This is a genomic window from Alteromonas sp. WD8-37 (assembly GCF_055326825.1).
On sequence record NZ_JBUZOV010000005.1, the window covers coordinates 200,253 to 218,989 of the forward strand.

13 protein-coding genes are annotated in these 18,737 nt (G+C 51.2%); 10 read left to right on the forward strand and 3 right to left on the reverse strand.

The genetic code is table 11. The features are described from left to right. Positions 1–4: 4 nt before the first annotated feature. The 3 genes from ACTUJZ_RS12985 to ACTUJZ_RS12995 are packed head-to-tail and all read right to left on the reverse strand — an operon-like array spanning position 5 to position 3,369. A complete protein-coding gene (locus tag ACTUJZ_RS12985) occupies positions 5–1,516 on the reverse strand; it encodes an ABC transporter permease (protein ID WP_463636750.1) in 1,512 nt (503 codons plus the stop codon). Continuing rightward, complete coding sequence (locus ACTUJZ_RS12990) at positions 1,513–2,550, reverse strand: extracellular solute-binding protein (RefSeq protein WP_463636751.1); 1,038 nt, start codon at positions 2,548–2,550, stop codon at positions 1,513–1,515. The genes ACTUJZ_RS12985 and ACTUJZ_RS12990 overlap by 4 nt, the downstream gene beginning before the upstream one ends. A gap of 9 nt (positions 2,551–2,559) precedes the next feature. After that, positions 2,560–3,369: a hypothetical protein gene (locus ACTUJZ_RS12995; RefSeq protein ID WP_463636752.1), complete on the reverse strand. Its 810-nt coding sequence runs from the start codon at positions 3,367–3,369 to the stop codon at positions 2,560–2,562. Between the two features lie 307 nt (positions 3,370–3,676). On the opposite strand from ACTUJZ_RS12995, the gene rplK reads away from it, so the two are divergent. From rplK to ACTUJZ_RS13045, 10 genes are all read left to right on the forward strand, one after another. Then, positions 3,677–4,105 carry a 50S ribosomal protein L11 gene (rplK, locus tag ACTUJZ_RS13000; protein ID WP_463636753.1) on the forward strand — a complete coding sequence of 143 codons (429 nt, stop codon included), beginning with the start codon at positions 3,677–3,679 and terminating at the stop codon, positions 4,103–4,105. 4 nt (positions 4,106–4,109) lie between these two features. Beyond that, the gene (gene rplA / locus ACTUJZ_RS13005; protein ID WP_463636754.1) at positions 4,110–4,805 is read left to right on the forward strand and encodes a 50S ribosomal protein L1; all 696 of its coding nucleotides are present in this window, start codon (positions 4,110–4,112) and stop codon (positions 4,803–4,805) included. A gap of 292 nt (positions 4,806–5,097) precedes the next feature. After that, complete coding sequence (gene rplJ, locus ACTUJZ_RS13010) at positions 5,098–5,616, forward strand: 50S ribosomal protein L10 (protein ID WP_463636755.1); 519 nt, start codon at positions 5,098–5,100, stop codon at positions 5,614–5,616. Between the two features lie 56 nt (positions 5,617–5,672). Further along, positions 5,673–6,047: a 50S ribosomal protein L7/L12 gene (gene rplL / locus ACTUJZ_RS13015; protein WP_463636756.1), complete on the forward strand. Its 375-nt coding sequence runs from the start codon at positions 5,673–5,675 to the stop codon at positions 6,045–6,047. A 282-nt stretch (positions 6,048–6,329) separates the two neighbouring features. Beyond that, complete coding sequence (gene rpoB / locus ACTUJZ_RS13020) at positions 6,330–10,358, forward strand: DNA-directed RNA polymerase subunit beta (RefSeq protein WP_463636757.1); 4,029 nt, start codon at positions 6,330–6,332, stop codon at positions 10,356–10,358. 79 nt (positions 10,359–10,437) lie between these two features. Beyond that, positions 10,438–14,619 (forward strand): DNA-directed RNA polymerase subunit beta', encoded by a 4,182-nt coding sequence (rpoC, locus tag ACTUJZ_RS13025; protein ID WP_463636758.1) that lies wholly within the window; start codon positions 10,438–10,440, stop codon positions 14,617–14,619. Between the two features lie 290 nt (positions 14,620–14,909). Continuing rightward, positions 14,910–15,284 carry a 30S ribosomal protein S12 gene (gene rpsL / locus ACTUJZ_RS13030; RefSeq protein WP_463636759.1) on the forward strand — a complete coding sequence of 125 codons (375 nt, stop codon included), beginning with the start codon at positions 14,910–14,912 and terminating at the stop codon, positions 15,282–15,284. Positions 15,285–15,360: 76 nt separating this feature from the next. Then, a complete protein-coding gene (rpsG, locus tag ACTUJZ_RS13035; protein ID WP_463636760.1) occupies positions 15,361–15,831 on the forward strand; it encodes a 30S ribosomal protein S7 in 471 nt (156 codons plus the stop codon). 37 nt (positions 15,832–15,868) lie between these two features. Continuing rightward, a complete protein-coding gene (fusA, locus tag ACTUJZ_RS13040) occupies positions 15,869–17,974 on the forward strand; it encodes an elongation factor G (protein WP_463636761.1) in 2,106 nt (701 codons plus the stop codon). A 61-nt stretch (positions 17,975–18,035) separates the two neighbouring features. Next, positions 18,036–18,737: elongation factor Tu (locus ACTUJZ_RS13045; protein WP_463636762.1), on the forward strand; the 702-nt coding region annotated here is incomplete at its 3' end.

Sequence of the window (18,737 nt, forward strand, 5' to 3'; positions counted from 1 at the left end):
CGCCTCACTCCTCTTTAATTGCATAGTCGGGCCGGCCTTCACCGGACAACATCAGGGCCAGGCCTACGCCTGACAATAACACCAGTAATAAGCCGGGGATCGCGGCCATGCCAAAATAGCCGGCTTCGTATACCCGCCACATATAGGTGGCCAGGGTTTCAAAACCAGTGGGGCCAAGCATCAGAGTGGCCGGCAGCTCGCGCATGGCTTCTAAAAATACCAGTGCCGCGCCGGCAATCATACCGCGATAGGTCAACGGTACGGTGATGCGCCAAAAGGCTTCTTTGGGCGAGGCGCCCAGTACCCGCGCAGCTTTCACCAGTGATGGGTCGAGCCGTTCGGCGGTGGTACGCACCGAGCCCACCGCCAGCGGCAAAAAGCGCAGTACATAGGCCAGCACCAGCAGGCCCAGAGTCTGATACAGCATGGGCAACTGCAGGCCCACATAGACCAGCGCTGTACCCATTACGATACCGGGTACGCCAAAACCAAAATAGGTAATGCGCTCCATCAGGCGACCGGCTTTGCCGCTAATGGCAGCATGGGCCACCGGCAGCGCCAGGGCCACTGCCGCCAGGGCTGCTAAAAATGATGCATAGGCTGAATTCCAGGCCAGGCTCATATCAAAATCACCGGCGCCTTCGCGCACCAGCCAGACCAGAAAAATGCCCAACGGCAGCACGATGGCCAGCCCGATAATGGGTAGGGTGGCGCTGAGCATCAGTAACTTTTGCCAGGCGTTGGGCCACAGCCACAACTGCCGGCCCGGTCGTTCGGTATTGCCCTTAATAGTGGACTCCACAAACAATACCAGGCCCACAATCACCAGCAGCTGAATAGATAACATGGCTGCCTGGCTCAACCCAAAGGCGTTGTATTCAACAAAAATCACCCGGGTGAAGGTGTCCAGCTGTAAGATGGCTGGGGTGCCAAAGTCAGACAGCGCATACAGGGCAGCCAGCAGCGCGCCGGCGGCAATGCTGCGTACCACCCGCGGCAGAACCACTCGCAGCAGGCTGGCGGGCAGCGACATGCCCAGTGTGCGCGCCGCATTGACCAGGCTGCCATCTAAACTTAGCAGTGAGGCCCGGGTGGTCATCATCACAAAGGGATAGGTATACAAAGACATGACCAGCGCGGTGCCCCATAAGCCGCCAATTGGTGGGGTGGGGATCCCCAGTAAGGTTTCGATCTCCCCGCCTGGACCTAAGGCAAAATACAGGGTGAAGGCACCGATATAGGAGGGTAGCGCCAGCGGCGCGGCCAGTAGAATAAGCCATAGCTTGCGCCACGGCAGGTGTACATAGGTAGTTAGCAGCGCCAGAGGTACGCCGAGTAAGGTAGCGCCAACAATGGTCAGTGCCACCAGCGCCAGGGTATTGCCCAGCACCCGTAAATTGTGGGTATCAAATAAGGTGGCGCTGTCAGCAGCCAGTACAAATAAAACACTTAAGGGTAAAACAGCCAGCAGTGCAATAAACAGCGCAATCGGATAGGATTTTGGCCAGTGCCTCACAGTACGCCTACTTCGCGCATCAGATTCAGGGTGGGGCGAAGATCGGCTAGCTTACGCAAGTCGATATCCGGCGGTGCCAGGCTGGATAAAACCGGTAGCCCCTCAGGTGCTCGCACTTCGTTGACCAGCGGAATTTCATAAGCCTGATTGGCCAGGTAGCTTTGTACTTCATAGCTGAGTAAATAGCGGATAAAGTTGATCGGCAGGTCGCCGTCACTTAATGCCACGATCCCGGATGCGTTAACCAGGCAGCCGGCATCATTGCGGGTAAAAGCCAAATCCACATTAGCGTCAGGTTTACCGGCTTTTAAGCGTAAGGTGTAATAATGATTGGCAAAGCCTACATCCACCTCGCCGCGTTCCACGCCCATGACCACGCCCAATTCACCGGCATAGCTTTTTGCCTTACCGTTAACATTACGCAACCAGTTGGCGGTGGCTTTGTCGCCTTCAAGTAACCGCATAGCGGTCACAAAGGATTGGAAAGACGCGTAGGCCGGCGCCCAGCCAATGCGCAGATCACTATCGGCCAGCGCCATGATATCGTCAGGGATCTGGCTGGCCTGCAGCCGGGTCGGATTATACGGCAGGGTGCGCACGCGACCAGACACGGCAGCCCAGCGCGGATATTGAAAACCGGGCTTCAACTGCGCGGTAATGTCGCCGGGCAGCGGTTTGGCCAGCCCGGCGTCAGTCACTACGCCAATCGAGCCGGTATCCACCGCCCAAAATAAGTCGGCACGCTTAACCCCGGCACTGGCTTCGGCCACCAGGGTATTGGCTAATGCCGCGGTAGCGCCCCGGCGGATCTGCAGATTCAGGCCGGGGTTACGTTTACGGATAGCATCGAGAACATTTTCATACAGTCCGCCTTCACCGCGCCCCAGATACAGGGTCAAATCCCCTTCCAGTTTGGGCAGTTGTTCAACCGACACCGCGCCGGCACCCTGGGCCAATGACTGGCGAATGCTCAATGGCAGGGAGGCCAGCAAACCGGCTCCCACCAGCGATTGCAGAAATGTTCTACGCTGCATAGCTATTCCTTAAAACACGTCTTTACGATTTTGCTCAGCCTGCTCTAATAGCGATTTGGCGCGCGCCAGTTTGCTTTGCATATCGTTTACAATGTCACGTACCTTATCCACCCCGACATTTTTTTCCAGCGCCTGTGGCAAGGTGACGTTAAAGTCTTTTTCCAGCTCTTCCACTAACTCGGCATCCTGCTCGATCAACGCGCCTTCAATGCCTTCAAAGCGTTGCATATAGGTATCGTGAAGTAGGGTAGTGGCTTCTTCTATTTCTGTTTCGGCATATTCTGCCACCACTTTGTTCAGGCGTTTTTCAATATCATCAATGACCTGAGGGGCGGAAGTGGGCTCTTTTGCAGAGGTTTGAACATCCTCTAGCATGCCTTTTTGCTGATAGTGGGAAGCGAGTTTAACGGCTCCCAGCGCCTGCCACAAGGCTTGATTCAGCATCTGCTGCTGCTCTTTAACTGCATCTTCACCCTGATCTTTCTCAATCGCGTTTTTCACCCCATAAATACCTTGCCAGATAGTGGCATACATGGGGATGTACTGGGTTTCGATGGCAGCATGAAAATCCACTTCTTCCCAATGCTCCAGCAATGCTTCGGTATCTGCCTGCTTGCTACCGCCGCGCACATAGTCAGCCACAATGGCATCATAATCATTGACCAACTGTTGCACTTCACTGGTGTAGTCATCCAGATGGGCTTTTAAGTTGTTCACCTGGCCGGTGACATTGCCACTGGCTGTGGCCGGCAAGCTGATTGCGCTGACCGACAGACCCAGGGCCAGCGCCAGGCTGGCGGAGATGGAACGTGCTTTCATAAGGCTTCCTCTTCATTGTTGACGTGAAAATGATACTTATTATCATTTCTGGAGTAAAGTCGCCAGGCTATTGACAAGAAAGATAAAATGCCGGTATTTATTTACACCCGCCGGAAGGGTGTGCAACAGCCTGTGTCTGACAGCAACGCCACAGCGCCAAAAAGGATCAAAGAAAAGTAAAACAGGCCTTGTGTGCTGTGCTTATTTGTTGTACATTACGCGCCCTTTGAAACGCATCGGGGAGCCAATTAAGCAAGTATTCTCGATATTTGCGAGGCGTTCGACCCATCAACGAGAGCAATAAGTTATGGCTAAAAAAGTAACTGGCTTAATTAAGCTACAGGTAGCGGCGGGTGCTGCTAACCCAAGTCCACCAGTTGGTCCTGCGTTAGGTCAACATGGTGTGAACATCATGGAATTCTGTAAAGCGTTTAACGCCAAAACAGAAAGCCTGGAAAAAGGTGCTCCGGTACCCGTAGAAATCACTGTCTACGAAGACCGTTCATTTACCTTCGAAACCAAAACGCCTCCTGCGTCCTTCCTGCTGAAAAAAGCAGCTGGCATCAAGAGTGGTTCTGGCCGTCCTAACACTGAGAAAGTGGGCAAAGTTACCCGCGCTCAGCTGGAAGAGATTGCAAAAACAAAAGAGCCAGACCTGACTGCCGCCGACCTGGATGCAGCAGTTCGCACTATCGCGGGTTCTGCTCGCTCAATGGGCTTGAACGTAGAGGACTAATCGAATGGCTAAATTGACAAAACGCGCTCGTCTTATCCGCGATAAAGTAGACGCGAACAAAGAATATGACATCGCTGAAGCCGTTGCTCTGTTAAAAGAACTGGCTACAGCCAAATTCCCTGAAAGTGTTGACGTTGCTGTTAACCTGGGTATCGATGCGAAAAAATCTGACCAGAACGTACGTGGTGCCACAGTGCTGCCAAACGGCACAGGTAAAGATGTTCGTGTAGCGGTATTCACACAGGGTGCCAATGCCGACGCCGCTAAAGAAGCCGGTGCCGACATCGTTGGTATGGATGACCTGGCCGAGCAGGTGAAAAAAGGCGAAATGAACTTTGACGTAGTGGTTGCCAGCCCTGACGCGATGCGTGTAGTTGGTCAACTGGGTCAAATCTTAGGTCCACGTGGCCTGATGCCTAACCCTAAGACTGGCACTGTTACACCAGACGTAGCGACTGCAGTTAAAAATGCAAAAGCGGGTCAGGTGCGTTATCGCAACGACAAAAACGGTATCATCCACGCAAGCATTGGTAAGATCGCGTTTGAAGCCGATCAAATCAAAGAAAACTTGGAATCACTGCTGGAAGCCCTGAAGAAAGCTAAGCCTTCTTCTGCTAAAGGTACCTACATCAAGAAAGTTAGCCTGAGCACCACCATGGGTGCCGGTGTCGCTGTCGACAAGGCTACTGTAGGCCAGTAAGTGGTTACGACATGCCCCATTGGTGGCGTGTCTCTCTTAAGGTTTTGGGTTGGAGCTGTATTTAGTACAGCTCCCGTCCTAGACCGCAGGCGCGATGCAGTGAAAGAGGTAAGAGAACTTTCACATTCAATGCAAAGCTTAAACGACAAGCCTGCGCAGACGGTGGTTTGACTCAGACTCTCTGGGAATAAAACACCGTAGAGCGGTATCTTAAGAGTCCCTTAAGATATCAATCTGTGAACCCTGATGTGGCAAGCCTGGCTTGTGCATCAGATACAAAGAGGTGAACTCAGTGGCACTAGGTTTAGCAGCAAAGAAAGAGATCGTAGCAGAGGTATCCGATGTTGCATCTCAAGCTCTATCCGTTGCCGTCGCTGAATACCGTGGGATGGAAGTTGCTGAACTGACAGACCTGCGTGTGAAGGCCCGTGAACAAGGTGTATACCTTAAAGTTATTCGTAACACACTGGCTAAACGCGCTCTGGCAGGCAGCAAGTTCGAAGACATCGATAGCGCGCTGACTGGCCCGCTTATCTATGGTTTTTCCATTGAAGCACCAGGCGGTGCGGCACGTCTTTTCAAAGACTATGGCAAAACAAACGATAAGCTGAAAGTTACAGCATTGTCTATCGGTGATGGCCTGTTGGGTCCAGAAAAACTGGATGCAGTGGCGTCACTACCTACCCGCGACGAAGCGCTTGCAAAACTACTTGCAACCTTCAAAGCACCGGTTGGCAAATTCGTTCGCACTATCAACGAAGTTCCAACCAAGTTTGTGCGCGTATTGGCGGCGATCAAAGACGAGAAGTAATTTTCGTTTTTGGAATATTGATTTTTTTAACATTTTAAACCCAGGAGTTTAGAGAAATGGCTCTAACCAAAGAAGATATCTTGAACGCGATTGCTGAAATGCCAGTTATGGAACTGGTTGAGCTGATCGAAGCAGCCGAAGAAAAATTCGGTGTTGAAGCGACTGCTGCTGTTGCAGCTGCTCCAGTAGCTGGCGGCGAAGCTGCTGCTGCTGAAGAACAAACTGAATTTGACGTTGTAATGAAGTCATTCGGTGCGAACAAAGTTGCGGTAATCAAAGCAGTTCGTGGCGCAACTGGTCTTGGCCTGAAAGAAGCGAAAGAAGTAGTTGAGTCTGCTCCTAAAGCTATCAAAGAAGGCGTAAGCAAAGAAGAAGCAGAAGAACTGAAGAAGCAGCTTGAAGAAGCTGGCGCTGAAGTTGAACTGAAGTAATCTGATACCCTCAGATTACCTGCCTTAAATGGCTAGGCTGGTGGTTTTTTAGACCACCAGCCTTTTTGCGCTGTAGGGTGTACAGTTTTTAACCCTTTACTGTATCATGCAAAGCGTACCTCCGGCTCACCGTATAAAAAGCATAAAACCAATAAGTTAACTAATAATTGGTTAATTTTTGTTGTATGCTGGTGAGATTGCCCGGAAAAAGGGTTTTGGAAGTTTGTTGTCTGAGCCTCTCAGGCAGCAGGTTGGGTCATAAATCAGCAGGCTGAGGAACCCATGGTTTACTCTTATAGCGAAAAGAAACGTATCCGTAAGGATTTTGGCAAACGCCCACAGGTACTGGAAATTCCATACCTTCTTTCAATTCAGCTAGATTCTTTCAAAAAATTTATTGAGACCGATCCGGATGCTCAATATGGTTTGGAAGCAGCATTTCGTTCAGTATTTCCAATTAAAAGCTACTCAGGTAATTCAGAACTTCAGTTCGTCAGCTATCGCCTGGGTGAACCCGTTTTCGACGTTAAAGAATGCCAAATTCGCGGCGTCACCTATTCTGCTCCATTAAGAGTAAAACTACGTCTCGTCTTATTTGATAAAGAAGCCGCCCCAGGTACTGTAAAAGACATTAAAGAACAAGAAGTGTATATGGGCGAAATTCCGTTAATGACGGAAAACGGCACTTTTGTTATCAATGGGACCGAGCGTGTCATCGTGTCACAGCTGCACCGTTCACCTGGTGTATTCTATGATCACGACAAAGGCAAAACCCACTCCTCAGGTAAAGTGCTATATAACGCACGCGTGATCCCATACCGTGGCTCATGGCTTGATTTTGAGTTTGACCCGAAAGACAACCTGTTTGTACGGATCGACCGCCGCCGTAAACTGCCTGCTTCAATCATCCTGCGTGCGCTGGAAATGTCGACCGAAGAAATCTTAGAAACCTTCTTCGAGAAAGTGCAGATTCGGATCGAGAAAGACAAGCTGATGATGGAAGTGGTGGCAGACCGCTTACGTGGCGAAACCGCCCAGTTTGATATTCTGGATGGCGAAGGCAATGTGCTGGTTGAAACTGGCCGTCGTATTTCGGCCCGGCATACCCGTGCGCTGGAAAAAGCCGGCGTTACAGAACTGGCTGTGCCCGCAGAATATCTGATTGGCCGGGTGTTTGCGAACACCTACGTCAACGAAGATACCGGCGAAGTGATTGTATCGGCTAACGATGAACTAACGCTGGAAAATCTGGCTGCGTTGAGTCAGGCAGGGATCAAAGAATTTGAAACCCTGTACATTAATGAATTAGATCACGGTTCTTACATCTCCGATACGCTGCGTATTGATAACTCTACCAACCGCTTAGAAGCGCTGGTTGAAATCTATCGCATGATGCGTCCGGGCGAGCCGCCAACTAAAGATGCCGCCGAAACCCTGTTCGACAATCTGTTCTTCTCTGAGGAGCGTTATGATCTGTCGTCAGTAGGCCGGATGAAGTTCAACCGCCGCTTAGGCCGCGATGAGCTAACCGGACCAGGCACACTGGACAAAGACGACATCGTTGCGGTCATGAAACGTTTGATCATGATCCGTGATGGTAAAGACGAAGTGGACGATATTGACCACTTGGGTAACCGTCGTATCCGTTCTGTTGGTGAGATGGCCGAAAACCAATTCCGGGTTGGCCTGGTACGGGTTGAGCGTGCTGTTAAGGAGCGTCTAAGCTTAGGCGATCTGGACAGCATCATGCCGCAGGACCTGATCAATGCCAAGCCGATCTCAGCAGCCGTGAAAGAGTTCTTTGGCTCATCACAGCTGTCTCAGTTTATGGATCAGAACAACCCGCTGTCTGAGGTCACGCACAAGCGTCGTATCTCAGCCCTTGGTCCGGGTGGTTTGACCCGTGAACGTGCGGGCTTCGAAGTGCGTGACGTACACCCGACTCACTATGGTCGTCTGTGTCCAATCGAAACGCCGGAAGGTCCGAACATCGGTCTGATCAACTCATTGGCCAGCTTTGCTCGCACCAATGACTTTGGTTTCTTAGAAACGCCGTTCCGTCGCATTGTTGACGGTGTTGTTACCGATGAGATTGACTATCTGTCAGCCATCGAAGAAGGCCAGTATGTTATCGCCCAGGCCAACATCGCCCTGGATGAAAATGGCGCGGTTATCGACGATCTGATCCCATCACGTCACCGTGGTGAAACGGTACTGATGCCCAAAGCGGACATCAGCTACATGGACGTATCGCCGCAGCAAATCGTGTCAGTGGCGGCCAGTATTATCCCGTTCCTGGAGCACGATGATGCTAACCGGGCCCTGATGGGTGCCAACATGCAACGTCAGGCAGTACCTACTCTGCGCGCAGATAAGCCGCTGGTCGGTACCGGTATGGAGCGTACCATTGCGGTGGACTCTGGTGTAACAGTGGTTGCTAAACGTGGTGGTGTGGTCGATTATGTCGATGCCAGCCGCATCGTGATCAAGGTAGAAGAAGATGAAATGCTGGCCGGTGAGGCAGGTATTGATATCTACAACCTGACCAAATACACCCGGTCTAACCAAAACACCTGCATCAACCAGAAGCCAACCTGTAACGTGGGTGACCCCATCGTGGCAGGCGATGTACTGGCCGATGGCCCGTCTACCGATTTAGGTGAACTGGCACTGGGTCAGAACATGCGCATCGCGTTCATGCCGTGGAATGGTTATAACTTCGAAGACTCGATCCTGATTTCTGAGCGCGTCGCGCAAGAAGATCGTTTCACTACCATTCACATCCAGGAACTAAGCTGTATCGCGCGTGATACCAAGCTGGGGCCGGAAGAAATTTCTTCGGATATCCCTAACGTTGGTGAAGCCGCACTTGGCAAGCTGGATGAGTCAGGCGTAGTTTACATCGGTGCCGAAGTGAAAGGCGGCGATATCCTGGTCGGTAAAGTGACGCCAAAAGGCGAAACTCAGCTGACACCAGAAGAAAAACTGCTGCGTGCCATCTTTGGTGAAAAAGCCTCGGATGTAAAAGATACCTCATTACGTGTGCCTAATTCAGTCCACGGGACCGTTATCGATGTTCAGGTCTTCACTCGTGATGGCGTGGAAAAAGACAAACGCGCGCTGGAAATTGAAGACATGCAATTGCGTCAGGTCAAAAAAGACTTGTCCGATGAATTCAATATCCTGGCCGACGGTACCTTTGCCCGTGCTCGCAACGTGCTGCTAAGAGCCGGCGTTGAAGAAGGCAAGCTGGATAGCACACCACGGGAAAAATGGTTTGATATCACGTTGAAAGACGAAGATATCCAGCACGAACTGGACCAGATCGCTGATCAGTACGCAGAAATCAAACAAGACTTCGATAAGAAGTTTGAAGTGAAGCGTCGTAAGATCACCCAGGGCGATGACCTGGCTCCAGGCGTACTGAAAATCGTTAAAGTCTACCTGGCAGTGAAGCGTCACATCCAACCGGGTGACAAGATGGCCGGCCGTCACGGTAACAAAGGTGTTATTTCGACCATCGTACCGGTGGAAGATATGCCTTACGATGAGTTTGGTAATCCGGTCGACATCGTACTGAACCCGCTGGGTGTACCGTCGCGGATGAACATCGGTCAGATCCTGGAAACTCACTTAGGTATGGCTGCCCATGGTATCGGGGTCAAGATTGACCAGATGCTGAAAGAACAAGCCGAGCAGGCGAAGTTACGTGGCTTCTTAAAAGAAGTGTACACCCTGGGTGAAAATCACCAGGAAGTGGACATCGACAACTTCACCGACCACGAAGTGACGCGCCTGGCTGAAAACCTGCGTAAAGGTCTGCCGGTTGCGACACCAGTATTCGACGGTGCCCGTGAAGAAGAAATTAAAGCGTTATTGAAGCTGGGGGATATCCCTGAAAGCGGACAAATCACGCTGTTCGATGGACGCACAGGCCGTGAATTTGAACGTCCGGTAACTGTGGGTTACATGTACATGCTCAAACTCAACCACTTGGTGGATGACAAGATGCACGCCCGTTCAACCGGCTCGTACAGCCTGGTTACTCAGCAGCCGCTGGGTGGTAAGGCACAGTTCGGTGGTCAGCGCTTCGGTGAGATGGAAGTGTGGGCTCTGGAAGCATACGGTGCAGCCTATACGCTGCAGGAGATGCTGACAGTGAAATCGGATGACGTTAACGGTCGTACGAAAATGTACAAAAACATCGTTGATGGCGATCACAGAATGGAGCCAGGCATGCCTGAATCCTTCAACGTGTTGCTCAAAGAAATCCGCTCGCTGGGTATCAACATCGAGCTGGAAGAGAAGTAATACGGCGTTTGCCAGAGTTTGATTTGATGACCCGGTCGGCGGGCCGGGTCATAGAGACTGACTCCGCTGGGAGAGTATTGTGAAAGACTTATTAAAGTTTCTAAAGCAACAAAACAAGACAGAAGAATTCGATAATATTCGAATTGGCCTGTCATCACCGGAGATGATCCGTTCGTGGTCATTCGGTGAGGTGAAAAAGCCTGAAACCATCAACTACCGGACCTTTAAACCAGAGCGCGACGGCTTGTTCTGTGCGCGTATCTTTGGCCCGGTAAAAGATTACGAATGTCTGTGTGGTAAGTACAAGCGCCTGAAGCATCGCGGTGTTATCTGCGAAAAATGTGGTGTTGAAGTTACCCTGACCAAAGTACGCCGTGAGCGTATGGGCCATATCGAGCTGGCCAGCCCGGTTGCCCATATCTGGTTCTTGAAATCACTGCCGTCTCGCATCGGTTTGATGCTGGATATGACGCTGCGTGATATCGAGCGCGTGCTGTACTTCGAATCCTATGTAGTAACTGAACCTGGTCTGACTACGCTGGAGCGTGGCCAACTGCTGGGTGAAGAAGAATATCTGGATGCACTGGAAGAAAACGGTGATGAGTTCGACGCCAAGATGGGTGCCGAGGCGGTATTTGACCTGCTGAAAGTGTTGGATGTCGATGCCGATGTTGCTGCCATGCGCGAAGAGCTGCCTAGCATTAACTCAGAAACTAAGCGTAAGAAGATCACTAAGCGTCTGAAGTTGCTTGAGTCTTTCCAGCAATCTGGTAACAAGCCAGAGTGGATGATCATGACTGTGCTGCCAGTACTGCCACCAGACTTACGTCCGCTGGTACCACTGGACGGTGGCCGTTTTGCTACCTCTGATTTGAACGATCTGTATCGCCGTGTAATCAACCGTAACAACCGTCTGAAGCGTCTGTTGGATCTGGCTGCGCCGGATATCATCGTACGTAACGAAAAGCGGATGCTGCAAGAAGCGGTTGATGCGCTGTTAGATAACGGTCGTCGTGGCCGTGCCATCACCGGCTCTAACAAGCGCCCACTGAAATCACTGGCTGACATGATCAAAGGTAAGCAGGGTCGTTTCCGTCAGAACCTGCTGGGTAAACGTGTCGACTACTCAGGCCGTTCGGTTATCACCGTTGGTCCTACCCTGCGTCTGCATCAGTGTGGTCTGCCGAAGAAGATGGCACTGGAACTGTTCAAGCCGTTTATCTATGGCAAGCTGGAAGGACGTGGCCTGGCCACTACCATCAAAGCCGCCAAGAAACTGGTTGAGCGCGAAGCACCGGAAGTGTGGGATGTCCTGGATGAAGTTATCCGTGAACACCCGGTTCTGCTAAACCGTGCACCTACTCTGCACAGACTAGGTATCCAGGCCTTTGAACCAACCCTGATTGAAGGTAAAGCGATTCAGTTGCACCCACTGGTGTGTGCGGCCTATAACGCTGACTTCGATGGTGACCAAATGGCGGTTCACGTACCGCTGACCCTGGAAGCTCAGTTAGAAGCCCGTGCGCTGATGATGTCGACCAACAACATCCTGTCGCCAGCCAACGGTGAGCCAATTATCGTACCGTCTCAGGACGTTGTTTTGGGTCTGTATTACCTGACCCGTGACAAGATCAATGCGCGCGGTGAAGGCATGGTATTTACCAGCCCGAACGAAGCAGAAAAAGCGTATCGTACCGATGCGGCTGAACTGCACGCCCGGGTGAAAGTGCGTATCACTGAGTACGACATTGCTGAAGACGGCACCAAAACCGAGAAAGTGACGCTGACTGACACCACTGTTGGTCGTGCGATTTTCTCACTGATCCTGCCAAAAGGTCTGCCGTTTGACTTGATCAACCAGTCCATGGGTAAAAAACAGATTTCACGTTTGCTGAACGCGTGTTACCGGACCTTAGGTCTGAAAGACACGGTTATCGCAGCTGACCAAATCATGTACACCGGTTTCCATTACGCAATGGTGGCAGGTGCGTCGGTAGGTATCGACGACATGGTGATCCCAGAAGCGAAAAAAGAAATCATCGATGCGGCAGAAGCCGAAGTTATCGAGATTCAGGAGCAGTTCCAAAACGGTCTGGTTACCGCCGGTGAGCGTTACAACAAAGTTATCGATATCTGGTCTAATGCCAACGAAAAAGTTGCCAAGGCTATGATGGATAACCTGAAGTCTGACATCGTGATTAACCGTGACGGTGAAGAAGAAGAACAGCAGTCGTTTAACTCGGTCTACATGATGGCCGACTCCGGCGCCCGGGGTAGTGCGGCGCAGATTCGACAGTTGGCCGGAATGCGGGGCCTGATGGCCAAGCCCGATGGTTCAATCATCGAAACCCCTATCACGGCTAACTTCCGCGAAGGTCTGAACGTACTGCAGTACTTCATCTCAACCCACGGTGCGCGGAAAGGTCTTGCCGATACGGCACTGAAAACCGCGAACTCGGGTTATCTGACTCGTCGTCTGGTTGACGTGGCGCAGGATTTGGTTATCACCAACAGCGACTGCGGTACCTTTGAGGGCGTGAAGATGTCTCCGCTGATCGAAGGTGGTGACGTGGTTGAGCCACTGCGTGAGCGTGTACTGGGCCGGGTGGTAGCAGAAGACGTGCTGAAACCAGGTACTGATGAAGTGCTGGTTGAACGTAATGTGCTGCTAGACGAAGCGCTGGTAGACATGCTGGAAGCCAACTCCATCGACCAGATTCAGGTTCGTTCGGTAATTACCTGTGAAAACGATTTTGGTGTGTGTGCCAACTGTTACGGCCGTGACCTGGCCCGTGGCCACATGGTTGCCAAAGGCGAATCAGTGGGTGTTATCGCGGCGCAGTCAATCGGTGAGCCGGGTACCCAGCTGACTATGCGTACGTTCCACATCGGTGGTGCGGCATCGCGGGCCTCTGCAGAAAACAGTGTACAGGTGAAAACTGCCGGTACCCTGAAGCTGCAAAATGCCAAAACAGTTCGCAACAGCGAAGACAAGACAGTGATTGTGTCACGCTCTACTGAGCTGACAATCACCGACAGCCACGGCCGTGAGAAAGAGCGCTATAAAGTGCCTTATGGTGCAGTACTGTCTGTGAACGAAGGCAGTGAAGTGAATTCCGGCGACATCGTTGCTACTTGGGATCCGCACAGCCACCCAATCATTGTTGAGCGTCCGTCGAAGATCAGCTTCTCTGATGTTGATGATTCGAACACGGAAATGCAGCAGGACGAGCTGACCGGTCTGACCCGGGTTGTAGTGAAAGACCTGGCCAAGGTTAACGCCAAAGAGCCGAAGCTGATTCTTGAAAGTGATGAAGTGGGTCTGCAGGAAATTCGCCTGCCAAGCTTTACCACCATCGAAGCGGCCGACGGCAAGATGGCCCAAACCGGTGACGTACTGGCGCGGATCCCGCAAGAAAGCTCGAAGACCCGGGATATTACCGGTGGTCTGCCACGGGTTGCGGATCTGTTCGAAGCACGTAAACCCAAAGAGCCGGCCATTCTGGCTGAGCACTCAGGTAGCATCGGCTTTGGTAAAGAAACCAAAGGCAAGAAGCGTCTGGTTATCACGCCTCCAGATGGCGGCGACCAGTACGAAGAGATGATTCCGAAATGGCGTCAGCTGAATGTGTTTGAAGGTGAGCGTGTGGAACGTGGTGAAGTTATCGCCGACGGTCCTGAGTCACCCCATGACATTCTGCGCCTGCGTGGTATCAGCGCGGTGTCTAACTACATCGTGAACGAAGTTCAGGAAGTTTACCGCTTACAAGGGGTTAAGATTAACGATAAGCACATCGAAGTGGTCATCCGCCAGATGCTGCGTAAGTGTCTGATCACTGCTTCTGGGGACAGTCAGTTCTTAGAAGGTGAGCAGGTTGAGGTGGCAAACGTGAAAATTGCCAACCGTGAACTGGAGCGTCAGGGCAAGATGCCGGCACTGTATGAAACACAGCTGCTGGGTATCACCAAGGCGTCACTGTCAACTGAGTCGTTTATCTCGGCGGCATCGTTCCAGGAGACTACCCGCGTACTGACTGAAGCAGCCGTACAGGGTAAAGAAGACGATCTACGTGGTCTGAAAGAAAACGTAATTGTTGGTCGTCTGATCCCGGCCGGTACCGGCTTTGCTTACCACGAGCGTCGGATGCAGAAGCGTCAGGAGCAACTGGAAGAAATGTCAGTGTCAGCGGCAGATGCTGAACAGGCGCTGACTGAAGCACTGAATGCTGAAGTAAGCGGTGAATCATCTACTGACGAATAATCCTGAGCCGGTGCGATAAGCACCGGCGATGGTCTGTCAGGCGGTGCTGGCAATACCACAATTTATGTGGTTAAGCTTTGTACAGCTTGACAGTGTCGGCTTTCATCATTAGAATTCCGCGACCCATTTTTTGGACAGCCTGTTGAGGCGCCAAAAGAGGGCGCGGTTTTTTGTTTTATGAAAGCAGCATTCTGACGAGCACAGAATGCCGGCGATTAACACAAACTAATCGCGTTTTGATGACCCGGGAATCGCTCGGGTTTTTGTAGTTTTTAATCAGGAGCTAGTTAATGGCAACAGTTAACCAGTTAGTGCGTAAGCCCCGCAAGAAGCCCGTTGAAAAAAGCAACGTTGCTGCTCTGCAAGCTTGCCCACAAAGACGTGGTGTATGTACTCGTGTATATACTACTACGCCTAAGAAACCAAACTCTGCACTGCGTAAAGTCTGCCGTGTGCGTCTGACCAATGGTTATGAAGTATCTTCATACATCGGTGGTGAAGGCCACAACCTGCAAGAGCACAGTGTTGTATTGATCCGTGGCGGTCGTGTTAAAGATCTGCCAGGTGTTCGTTATCACACTGTTCGCGGTACTCTGGACTGCGCAGGCGTAAACGATCGTAAACAAGCCCGTTCTAAGTACGGCGCGAAGAAGCCTAAGTCTTAACGGTTCTCCGTTAGTAAGGCCAAACTGAAGTAATTAGAGTTTTGGGAATTCCCTGAATTCATACGGAGAATAGAAGATGCCAAGAAGAAGAGTCGTAGGTCAACGTAAAATCCTACCAGAACCAAAATATGGTTCACAGCTGCTTGCAAAATTCATGAATGTCGTAATGCTCGACGGCAAAAAATCAGTTGCGGAACACATCGTTTACGGTGCGCTTGATATTGTTGCTGAAAAAACCGGCAAGGCACATCTGGATGTATTTGAAGATGCACTGGACAACATCCGTCCTACCGTTGAGGTTAAATCTCGCCGTGTAGGTGGTTCTACTTATCAGGTTCCTGTAGAAGTACGTCCTGTTCGTCGTAATGCTCTGGGTATGCGTTGGATGGTAGAAGCGGCACGTAAACGTGGCGAAAAATCCATGGCACAACGCCTGGCAGCTGAAATGATGGATGCAGCAGACAACAAAGGTTCAGCGGTTAAGAAACGTGAAGACGTTCACCGTATGGCCGAAGCGAACAAAGCGTTCGCTCACTATCGCTGGTAATTTCGCTAGTCTTTTAGCGATCAACTGAGAGAGACGTATGCCTCGTAAGACCCCAATTGAGCGTTATCGTAATATTGGTATTGTGGCGCACGTAGATGCGGGTAAAACCACAACTACAGAGCGTGTTCTGTTTTACACAGGACTGTCACATAAAATTGGTGAAGTGCACGATGGTGCCGCGACCATGGACTGGATGGAGCAAGAGCAGGAGCGTGGTATTACGATCACCTCGGCGGCGACCACCTGTTTCTGGGCGGGCATGAATCAACAGCACGAGCAACACCGCATCAACATTATCGACACTCCCGGACACGTCGACTTTACCATTGAGGTAGAGCGTTCGTTACGTGTACTGGACGGAGCGGTCGTGGTCTTTTGTGGGTCTTCAGGTGTCGAACCTCAATCAGAAACAGTCTGGCGACAGGCTGATAAATATGAAGTGCCGCGCATGGTATTCGTCAACAAGATGGACCGTGCCGGTGCTGATTTCGAGCGTGTGATCGGGCAAATTCGTAAGCGCCTCGGCGCGAACTGTGTGCCCATCCAGCTCAATATCGGAAGCGAAGACGCCTTTGAAGGTGTCATCGATCTGATTAAGATGAAATCCATCAACTGGAACGCCGAAGATAAAGGCATGACCTTTAGCTATGAAGAGATTCCAGCCGAGCTGATGGAAAAAGCGCAGAAATACCATGTCGAAATGGTAGAAGCTGCAGCTGAAGCCAACGAAGAATTAATGGATGCGTACCTGGAAAATGGCGATTTGACTGAAGCACAAATTCGCGCCGGGTTGCGTAGCCGCACGCTAAATAATGAAATTGTGCTGGCCACCTGTGGTAGCGCATTCAAAAATAAAGGCGTGCAGGCCGTGCTGGATGCGGTAATTGAATTTTTACCGTCACCGACAGAAGTAAAACCGATCACCGGTATTCTGGATGACAAGCACGAAACCGAAGAAAAACGCCGCGCAGATGACGATGAACCGTTCTCCGCGCTGGCCTTTAAGATTGCTACCGACCCGTTTGTCGGCACGCTGACCTTTTTCCGCTGCTACTCAGGCGTGGTAAAAACCGGTGATACCGTGTTTAACCCGGTAAAGAGCAAGCGGGAACGCTTTGGTCGGATTGTGCAGATGCACTCTAAAGAGCGCGCTGAGCTTAAAGAAGTTCGCGCCGGAGACATCGCTGCAGCAATCGGCTTAAAAGATGTCACCACCGGTGACACCCTGTGTGATCCGAATCACATCATCACGCTGGAACGCATGGAATTCCCAGAGCCGGTTATCTCCATTGCGGTTGAACCAAAATCGCAGGCTGATCAGGAAAAGATGGGCATTGCCCTGGGTAAACTGGCAGCTGAAGACCCATCGTTCCGGGTGAAAACCGACGATGAAACCGGTCAGACAATCATCTCCGGTATGGGTGAACTTCACCTGGATATCATTGTCGATCGCATGAAGCGTGAATTTAAAGTGGAATGCAATGTCGGTAAGCCGCAGGTTGCGTATCGCGAAACGATTCGCAAAGCGGTTGAAGTGGAAGGCAAATTCGTTCGTCAGTCTGGCGGTCGCGGCCAATTTGGCCACGTCTGGCTGAGAATCGAGCCGCAGGAAGAAGAAGGCGCAGGCTACGAGTTTGTAAACAAAATCGTTGGCGGTGTGGTGCCTAAGGAATTTATTCCTGCGGTAGATAAGGGCATTCAGGAGCAGATGCAAAATGGTGTGCTGGCTGGTTATCCGGTGCTGGATGTAAAAGTCACGCTGTTTGACGGTTCATACCATGATGTTGACTCTTCTGAAATGGCGTTTAAGATCGCCGGCTCTATGGGTTTCAAAAAGGGCGCCGCAGAAGCAAATCCGGTGTTGCTTGAACCCACAATGAAAGTTGAAGTCACAACTCCCGAAGATTGGATGGGTGATGTTGTAGGTGACCTTAATCGTCGCCGGGGCATGATCGAAGGAATGGACGAAGGTGTTGCAGGCGTTAAAATAGTCCGCGCAAAAGTGCCGCTTTCTGAAATGTTTGGGTATGCGACTGACCTGCGTTCTCAAACGCAAGGCCGGGCGTCTTACTCAATGGAGTTCTTCAATTATTCTGAAGCGCCTAGCAATGTTGCAAAAGCAATTATCGACGCTAGAAATTAAATCTAAATGAAGGTTCGGTCCGGTCATTTCGGTCGGACTTTTAACTTAGGAAACGAGGAAAATGGCAAAAGAAAAGTTTGAACGTTCCAAACCCCACGTAAACGTGGGTACAATCGGCCACGTTGACCACGGTAAAACCACTCTGACTGCAGCAATCACTACTGTGCTGGCTAAAGCACACGGTGGTTCAGCGCAAGCATTCGACATGATCGATAATGCGCCTGAAGAAAAAGCGCGTGGTATCACCATCTCTACTTCACACGTAGAATATGACACTCCTGCACGCCACTATGCGCACGTGGACTGTCCTGGACACGCTGACTATGTTAAAAACATGATCACTGGTGCCGCGCAGATGGACGGTGCAATCCTGGTTGTTGCTGCAACTGATGGCCCTATGCCTCAGACGCGTGAGCACATCCTGCTGGGTCGTCAGGTTGGTATTCCTCACATCATCGTATTCATGAACAAATGTGACATGGTTGATGATGAAGAGCTGCTTGAGCTGGTAGAAATGGAAGTTCGCGAACTGCTGAGCGAATATGAATTCCCAGGTGATGACCTGCCAGTAATCAAAGGTTCTGCTCTGAAAGCGCTGGAAGGCGATGCAGAGTGGGAAAAGAAAATCGTTGAGCTGGGCGAAGCCCTGGATAGCTATATCCCAGAGCCAGAGCGTGCTATCGACAAGCCGTTCATCCTGCCAATCGAAGACGTATTCTCAATCTCTGGCCGTGGTACTGTTGTAACTGGTCGTGTTGAGCAA

Bases quoted from the DNA above. Each gene is read 5' to 3' on its own strand.
- fusA (WP_463636761.1), top strand. From the start codon at position 15,869: ATGCCTCGTAAGACCCCAATTGAGCGTTATCGTAATATTGGTATTGTG.
- rpoB (WP_463636757.1), top strand. From the start codon at position 6,330: ATGGTTTACTCTTATAGCGAAAAGAAACGTATCCGTAAGGATTTTGGC.
- rpsL (WP_463636759.1), top strand. From the start codon at position 14,910: ATGGCAACAGTTAACCAGTTAGTGCGTAAGCCCCGCAAGAAGCCCGTT.
- rpsG (WP_463636760.1), top strand. From the start codon at position 15,361: ATGCCAAGAAGAAGAGTCGTAGGTCAACGTAAAATCCTACCAGAACCA.
- ACTUJZ_RS12990 (WP_463636751.1), bottom strand. From the start codon at position 2,550: ATGCAGCGTAGAACATTTCTGCAATCGCTGGTGGGAGCCGGTTTGCTG.
- rplK (WP_463636753.1), top strand. From the start codon at position 3,677: ATGGCTAAAAAAGTAACTGGCTTAATTAAGCTACAGGTAGCGGCGGGT.
- rplL (WP_463636756.1), top strand. From the start codon at position 5,673: ATGGCTCTAACCAAAGAAGATATCTTGAACGCGATTGCTGAAATGCCA.
- ACTUJZ_RS12995 (WP_463636752.1), bottom strand. From the start codon at position 3,369: ATGAAAGCACGTTCCATCTCCGCCAGCCTGGCGCTGGCCCTGGGTCTG.
- rplA (WP_463636754.1), top strand. From the start codon at position 4,110: ATGGCTAAATTGACAAAACGCGCTCGTCTTATCCGCGATAAAGTAGAC.